Raw genomic sequence first — 8,369 nt, 5'->3', positions numbered from 1 at the left:
TTTAGACTTTTCTGCTAACCAGAAAAGTCGTTAAGAATATCCAGAGTGTGGGGATAGCATATTTTTTTCTTGATTTTTTGGTTCTTTTTGCATCAAGGCAAAATGAACGAAAGCATTGCACTCCTATCTCTGAAGAGATTTCTGTTTCGTCGCGAATAATCATTTCACACTAAAGCATCACTTCAGTCAGCTAATCCCGTAGCCTGAAGGGCTCATATACTAGAACTAGGGGCATCGCCCCTAGTATAAGCTGTAAGTCATCAGCCTGAAGGGCAAAATATATCAGGCCTTCAGCCTGAATTAACCTTGGTACATAAATACCAGGGGCGATGCCCCTAGTTAGGGTATTGGAGCCTTTCAGGCTCTACTAATACGAAGCTAATTGCAATTGTTTTGGATTTGGCAGATTGCCGCATTTCTCAAATAGAAATAGCTGAATAAAGGCTCTACGATAGATTTCAGCATTTTTCCCTACGCAGGGAAAATCCCGACAGGGAAAAGGGTGATTCTCTCTTTAATTCGTAATTCATTTGCACCCCTCTGTCCTATCGGACATCTCCCCTGAAATGGGAGAACGCCATAAATAAACGGATGTGCAACTTGTTGGAGATTGCCACGGCTCCGTGCCTCCGCCTCACAATGACACTCAATAGTAGCAGTCTTTGCGAAGTAGCGATAGCGGATGAAGCAATCCGTTGCTATTTCTTTTTTTGGTCTAGCAATGTTTAGGCAGATTGCCACGCTGCGCTCGCAATGACAGCTATGAATTAGCGCATGTGCAGTTTGTTGGAGATGCTCTAAAGAAATGGAGCAGTCTGCTGATGTGCGGATGTGCGGTGGCCTGAAAAAAAATGCGAGCCGGCGGTGGGGTGAATAGATATTTAGGCTTTTCTGCTAATCAGAAAAGTCGTTAAGAATATCCAGAGTGTGGGGATAGCATATTTTTTTCTTGATTTTTTGGTTCTTTTTGCATCAAGGCAAAATGAACGAAAGCATTGCAATCCTATCTCTGAAGAGATTTCTGTTCCGTCGCGAATGATCATTTCACACTAAAGCATCACTTCAGTCAGCTAATCCCGTAGCCTGAAGGGCTAACATACTAGAACCAGGGGCAGCGCCCCTAGTGTAAGCTGTAAGTCATCAGCCTGAAGGGCTGGAATATATCAGGCCTTCAGCCTGAATTAACCGTGATACATAAATACCAGGGGCGATGCCCCTGGCTATGTGATTAGAGACTTTCAGGCTCTACTAAATGCGAAGCTAATTGCAATTGTTTTGAACTTAGTAGTGTTCGTAAGGATTGCCACAGCTCCAACGATCCTAATCGACTGACCTTATGAAGGAACGCTAGTGACTGTGACAATCCGTTGCTAGTTGCACTCTCTTTTTTGTTTGGCAATATTCCTATGGATTGCCACAGCTACTCCCGTTTGGTCAAACCTTTTTTTCCCAAGGCTTTTGATTCGGGTAATTAACCAGAATTTATATTTAAACTTAGATTGATATAACAATATTTAGCATTCATCCTTTAGGGCATAAAAAAAGTGCCACTCCATGGAGTAGCACTTTTGGGTTGCTTACTATATAATAAATAAAACTTTATCCTACTAATCTGCTTTTTGGCTTTTCTTTGGCTATCATCTCCTTGGTTTTGATGTCCAATTTCGATTCAGCTTCAGGAAGTTTGATTTCCTGCAATTCATGATCTGATGTTCCATGCATATTATACAATCCTTTGATCACGATCTCCTGTTTCTCTTCTACCGGAATCGCAGCAAATGCGGCTTTTTTCTCAGAAATAACTCTTTGCTTTTCGGCTTCTTCGGCTTCTATTTTTGCATAGTAAACTTCTGCTTTGCGATTCTTTAGGAAAGGTCCGGCTACCGTTGGAAATAATTCCAACAACAACATTTCTTTCTCATTTTCTGCAAGCTTCACGCCGCCTAATTCTTCCAATACCGGATTCTCAGGTGATTTGTATTTGCTTACATCAAAAGCTGTAGCTTCACGCTGACCGCAGATCTTCTCGCGATATTCCGGATCGATAGCTATTGGAGTTTCGCCATATTCACCTTTCACAAGGTTGAAGAACTGGTTGTTCACATTGGTATATGGCGCTTTTCCGCTATTCACATCCAACACATAATTTACTGCCTGTACTCCAATGATCTGCGATGAAGGAGTTACCAAAGGAGGACAACCTGCTGCCACACGAACCTCGGGAACTTTTTCCAATACAGTTGGCAATAAATCTGCCAATCCAAGTGCTTTCAGCTGTGCTAACATATTGGTGTACATACCACCTGGTATCTCTGCCGCTTTTACTTCTTCGTTGGGAGCAGGAAAATTGAAAAATTTATCGATAGCATTACAAACCTCTAGCAATTCAGTTTCCTTATCGGCTTTAGCCAAAACAATTGCTTTCTCGAATAAAGCATCAATATCGTTTGGTAGATAATCCGCAGTAATATCGAATTCTAGTGGGAACATTTTATAAGAATCAAATTCTGCGATTCTCTCTCTAATTCCTTTTAGCTCTTTATTGATTTTCACTACTGCATCCAGATTCACACCTGTATCCAAACCTAATTTATCGGCAAAGATCTGAATGATTTCGAAGGCAGGAGCAGCGGGACCACCTGCGAAGTTTAGGATATTGGTATCCACAATATCAACACCATTCACCATCGCCATTAAAACAGCACCCAAACCGTAGCCCGGAGTACAGTGGGTATGGAAATCCACAGGAACATTCAATTCCTGTTTCAAACGACGGATAATATTTCCGGATAAGGATGGTGGAATCAATCCAGCCATATCTTTCACGGTAATCATATCAGCACCCAATGCCTGCATTTGTTTTGCCTTGTCCACGAAATAATCTACATCGAAAATCTTCTTTGGTAGTTTCTTTCCGGATAATAAAGCATTCCATCTTTGCTTTTTGGTGAACTTAGGATCTACAGTATAACAAACCGCACAATCAGCAATACCACCTGCTTCTTTCATATATTTGATGGTAGTTTCCATGTTCTTCACATCATTCAGACAGTCGAAGATACGCATGATACCCAATCCGGATTTCACTGCATTCTTATTAAATCCTTCGATTACTGATTCAGGATAGGGAGAATAACCAAACAGGTTTCTACCTCTTGATAGAGCAGTAAGATGGGAAACATCACCAATAATTTCTTTAATAGATTCCAAACGATGCCAAGGATCTTCGTTCAGGTAACGCATTACTGAATCGGGAATTGCTCCCCCCCAGACTTCCATTGCATAGAAATTTGCATCCCTATATAAAGGAAGTACTTTTTCAATTTCCTTTTGAGGCACACGGGTTGCAAATAAAGATTGCTGACCATCACGAAGAGTAAGATCGCGAATCAATAATTTACCGGTGCGCTTGATTGCGGCTCTTTCGGCTGCTATCTTCTTGCGATTCACTTCGCGTTTCGCTTCAAATTCCGCTTTTCGTTTTCCTTGCAAATAGCCTTTTGCTACCAATGGGAAAAGTTCCAGCAACATAAATTCTTTGTCATCCTTCGCCAATTTCACATTTCCATATTGAGGCAATGTCGGATTTTCAGGAGCGGCATATTTGCTTACATCATAATCTTCTTTTTCTGGTTTTCCGGTGATTTTCTCACGGAATTCAGGAGCAATATCGATAGGTGTTGTTCCATACTCCCCTTTTATCAAGCTAAAAAACTGATTGGAAACATTGGTATAGAACGGACGACCAGAATTCTCATCGATCACACAATTTACTGCCTGCACACCTACGATTTGTGACGAAGGAGTAACCAAAGGAGGACAACCTGCATCCAAACGTACAACCGGAACTACTTCCAATACTCTCTCCAATAGATTTTCTAAACCTAAAGCCTTTAATTGGTTGAGCATATTGGTGTACATACCCCCTGGTATCTCCGCCTTTTTAACCATTTCGTTAGGAGCCGGGAAATTAAAATATTTCTCGATTGCGTGGCAAGCATCCAACAATTCCTGTTCTTTATCTGCCTTCGCATATGCTATTGCCTCATCGAATAATTGATCGATATTTGCAGGCAACTTATCTTTGGTAATATCAAATTCGATAGGGAACATCTTATAGCTATCCATATCAGCCAAAGCATTGCTACGAATCTCTTTCAAAATCTTATTAATCTCCACTACAGTGGCTGCATTACCATCTAATTCAATGCCTAATTTCTGACAGAAAATATAGATGAGTTCGTAAGCAGGAGCAGCAGATCCACCAGCAAAGTTCATGATATTGGTATCGATGATATCAACGCCATTGATAATTGCTGTTAAGGCAGAAGCCAATCCGTAACCAGGAGTAGAGTGAGAGTGAAAATCAACGGGAATATTCAACTCTTCCTTGAAACGACGAATAATTTTACCGGCAAGTGAAGGAGAAGCCAATCCTGCCATATCTTTTAAAGAAATCATATCCGCACCTAAGGCTTCCAAGTTCTTTGCCATATTTACAAAATAGTCTAGGTCAAAGATCTGTTCAGGAAGGTTCTTAATTGTTAATCTTTTGCGATCTTCTTCTTTTTCAGGAAATTTTGAGTCAACGGTAAAACAAACTGCACAGTCAGCCATACCACCAGCCTCTTTCACATACTTAATGGTCGATTTCATATTCTCGATATCATTCAAACAATCGAAAATACGCATGATTCCCAAACCTGATTTTACTGCCTGAGTATTAAAGTTTTTAATTACATTCTCGGGATAAGGAGAATAACCGAATAAATTTCGACCACGAGAAAGAGCTGTAAGTTTCGAGACCTCACCAATTTCTTTTTTGATCGATTCTAAACGATACCAAGGATCTTCGTTCAAGTAACGCATTACAGAATCAGGAACAGCTCCCCCCCATACTTCCATAGCATAAAAGTTTGCCTTCTTATAAAGTTGTAACACTTTTTCGATTTCTGCTTGTGGCATTCTTGTCGCAAAAAGAGATTGCTGACCATCTCTTAATGTTAGATCTCTAACTAATAATTTCCTTTTTTTCATTCCCTGGCTTATTAAATAATTTATATCAACTATTACTCGAGAGAGTTCAATTTGTGATCTATGCAATAACATTTGTTTCTGATCACAGTTCAAAAATAGAAACAATTTTTTAATAGCGATATTTTTCTTCATTAATAGCTACATGTTGTACAATACCTGCTTTTATGGGTGATTCTACCCATTATCATTAATGATTTATTTCTTTAATAATCTAAACTACATATCGCAATCGATGTCGAATATTGCAATCTACAGATAGCAATATTGACAAATCCCAATAGAATCAAGCGAATGAGATATCAATTAGTAGCAGAAGTCTTTATTAACCACTTTCTACTACTGTTTAATGGAAATATGGTTAAAAACACTCATTGGTCTTTTATTTATTTCGCAAAGCTGCTCAACAACATAATTTAATGAGTCGAAAAAGGTGTGAAATTCAAAATTCATGAGCTAACAATCCACTTCGAAATCTTTTTTCAAGCTTGCCATTTCGGATTTGAGTCAGCAATTAATGTTTTCGTAAAAAGATGCTTACATTTACCAAGTTTAAAATTGAAATGTAGAACCCTGTCCGGATGTTGCAATGGATTCAAACCATTTAAATCGGATGATAAAATATAATGTTGTGAGTAATATTGGACAATACGCCGAGTTAAAAGTTGCCAAATTAGTTGATTTTGGAGTTTACCTGGAGGGCGAAGATGAAGCTTTGATTCTTCTTCCTACTAGATATGTACCTCCCAAAACCCAATTAGATGATACCATTAAAGTATTCATCTATCGCGATTCTGAAGATCGGATTATTGCAACTACCCTAATACCAAAAGCAACGGTTGGTGAGTTTGCTGTGATGAGAGTAAAATCAGTTACCAATATTGGTGCTTTTCTCGATTGGGGATTAGCAAAAGACCTTCTGGTTCCTTTCAGCGAACAAAAGGACAAAATGCAATACGATCAGTCCTATTTGGTGTATGTCTATTTGGATAATGCAACTGGAAGGATTGTTGCCACAGCTAAGATTGAAAAAGTACTAAGAGATGTGGAAACAAACTATGCTGAAGGTGATGAAGTAGATATTCTGGTTGGCAGAAGAACTGATTTAGGATATCAGGCTTTAATAAATAATGATGCACTAGGTATTATATACAAAAATGAAATATTCGGTAGTCTTAAAACCGGTGATCAACGCAAGGGATATATAAAGAAGGTAAGACCGGATGGTAAGATTGATATTAGCCTGCAACAGCAAGGGTATCAAAATGAAGTACCTAAGATAGGTGAGCAAATTTTAGATTTATTAAAAAAGGAGGAAGGATTCCTGCCTTTGAATGACAAAAGTTCTCCGGAGGATATTTATCATTCCTTACAGATGAGTAAAAAGAATTTTAAGAAAGCAATAGGCTTACTCTATAAAAACAAACTAATCACAATTGAAGAGGCCGGAATTTTCTTGAAATAAATTTCACTGATGCCAATTCATATGAACTTTGAATTGGCAATGCTTACAATGAAATACGAACAACCAAAACAAACTATTAACATGAAAAAAAATCTAAAAAATTATCTTTTAGGAGCGATGATTTTCCTGACGTGCGGGGCTTATGCCCAAGACAAATCAGATTGGCAAAACGGAGTACCCGAAGGATGTACTACAATTACCGTTGGTAAACTAGCTAGTGCAGATGGATCGGTAATAACATCCCATACCGATGATAGTCACCGAACCCGTGCATGGATGGATATTGTTCCTGCACAAAAGCATGAAAAAGGCAGTAAGTTTAATTTGTATGAAAGATCTGCATTCGACAGCCTGGCAATGCCGATTTATCAGCATAAAAAAATCGGAGAAATTGATCAAGTGGAAAAAACTTTTCAATATCTCAACACCGCTTATCCATGTATGAATGAAAAGCAATTGGCAATGGGCGAATCTACTTTCGGTGGTAGAGAAGAATTATATTCTGATGCCTGTTTAATCGATTGTCAGCGTTTAGAAAAATTAATGCTGGAAAGATGTACTACAGCCCGTCAGGCAATAAAACTAGCCGACGAACTTTTAAGCAAATATGGATGGCGCGATTTTGGAGAATGCCTCACCATTGCGGATAAAAAAGAAGTATGGCATTTCGAAGTTGTTGGTCCTGGTAAAGGAAAAATTGGAGCTGTTTGGGTGGCTCAACGTGTTCCCGACGGACATGTTTCCATCAATGCCAATGCAAGTACCATTAAGGAAATTGATTTAAAGGATACCGACCATTTTATGGCCTCTAAGAATATTTTTTCAGTAGCAAAAGAAAATGGTTGGTGGAAAGAAGGAGAAACATTCCGCTGGAACTATGCTTATGCTCCTAAAAGTCGTTTATCTCTAGCTGCACGAAGAAGAGAGTGGCGTGTGCTTTCACTTATGGCACCTTCTTTACATCTGGATGCGAATGACAAAGATTATCCTTTCTCGGTAAAACCTGATGAAAAGGTAACAATGGAAAAACTGGTTCGTATTTTCAGAGATTATTACGAAGGCACTGACTTCAACTTTGTAAAGAATATTAAGCAAGCTGATAAAAGTGGAAAAGAGACACTTTCCCCTTTTGCAAATCCTTTTATGCCATATGATATGAACCGCTTATTCCATGTAAACGGTGGATGGGGAGAATTGGGCGAACGCACAATTGCAAGATGGTACACCATGTATGCAACTATTATTCAATGTCGTAACTGGTTACCAGATGAAGTAGGAGGAATTGTATGGTTGGCACAAGATAATGTTGCCACTTCGCTTTATATTCCTGTATATGCCGGAAGTACCGATTTAGCACCAAGTTATAAGATCCAAGCCAGAAGAACAGGGTACACCCGTAAATCAGCATGGTGGGCTTTCAATAGATTGGGAACCCTAACTGCTCAACGTTGGGGCGACATGCGTTACGATGTAGAAAAGGTATTTGTTCCCCTTCAGAATAAATATTTCGCAGAGCAAGCAAATATTGATAAGGAATTCTTAGGCCTAAGCAAAAAGAAGAGAAGCACTTTTCTTACCAACAGAACGATTCAGCTTGGAAATCAAGCTGTAGAAAAAGCATGGGAAATTGGAGATGGCATTTGGACAAAGTATGATGAGAAATTCTAAGATCTAAGAATCTAGTAGAGTATGATCTTCGAATCTTATTCCTAGTAAAGACAACAATATAGATAGAGAGCAGCTTAAAAGCTGCTCTTTTTTTATGGACAAACCTATTCACTTCTCTCCTTCTAAGGGATAAAAATGAACGCACTCCCCTTTACCAATCATCATTATCTCAAATACGACTCTTTTTTTACTATTCGCATTT

The 8,369-nt window shown here is 38.9% G+C and carries 3 protein-coding genes; 2 read left to right on the top strand and 1 reads right to left on the bottom strand.

The features are described from left to right. Positions 1–1,599 precede the first annotated feature (1,599 nt). Positions 1,600–5,037 carry a hydroxymethylglutaryl-CoA lyase-like TIM-barrel protein gene (locus DLK05_RS17580; RefSeq protein ID WP_209319908.1) on the bottom strand — a complete coding sequence of 1,146 codons (3,438 nt, stop codon included), beginning with the start codon at positions 5,035–5,037 and terminating at the stop codon, positions 1,600–1,602. Between the two features lie 610 nt (positions 5,038–5,647). Here DLK05_RS17580 and DLK05_RS15160 point away from each other — a divergent pair. Further along, complete coding sequence (locus DLK05_RS15160) at positions 5,648–6,499, top strand: CvfB family protein (protein WP_235832019.1); 852 nt, start codon at positions 5,648–5,650, stop codon at positions 6,497–6,499. Between the two features lie 81 nt (positions 6,500–6,580). Beyond that, complete coding sequence (locus DLK05_RS15155; RefSeq protein ID WP_127344855.1) at positions 6,581–8,167, top strand: dipeptidase; 1,587 nt, start codon at positions 6,581–6,583, stop codon at positions 8,165–8,167. Positions 8,168–8,369: the final 202 nt, after the last annotated feature.

The organism is Ancylomarina longa, from assembly GCF_003996985.1.
Lineage (GTDB): Bacteria > Bacteroidota > Bacteroidia > Bacteroidales > Marinifilaceae > Ancylomarina_A > Ancylomarina_A longa.
The sequence above is the reverse complement of the archived record's forward strand: the minus strand, read 5'-3'. Positions and strand labels throughout refer to the sequence as shown.

Excerpts from the sequence above, each read along its gene's own strand:
- DLK05_RS15155 (WP_127344855.1), top strand. The coding sequence starts at position 6,581 with ATGAAAAAAAATCTAAAAAATTATCTTTTAGGAGCGATGATTTTCCTG.
- DLK05_RS17580 (WP_209319908.1), bottom strand. The coding sequence starts at position 5,037 with ATGAAAAAAAGGAAATTATTAGTTAGAGATCTAACATTAAGAGATGGT.
- DLK05_RS15160 (WP_235832019.1), top strand. The coding sequence starts at position 5,648 with ATGATAAAATATAATGTTGTGAGTAATATTGGACAATACGCCGAGTTA.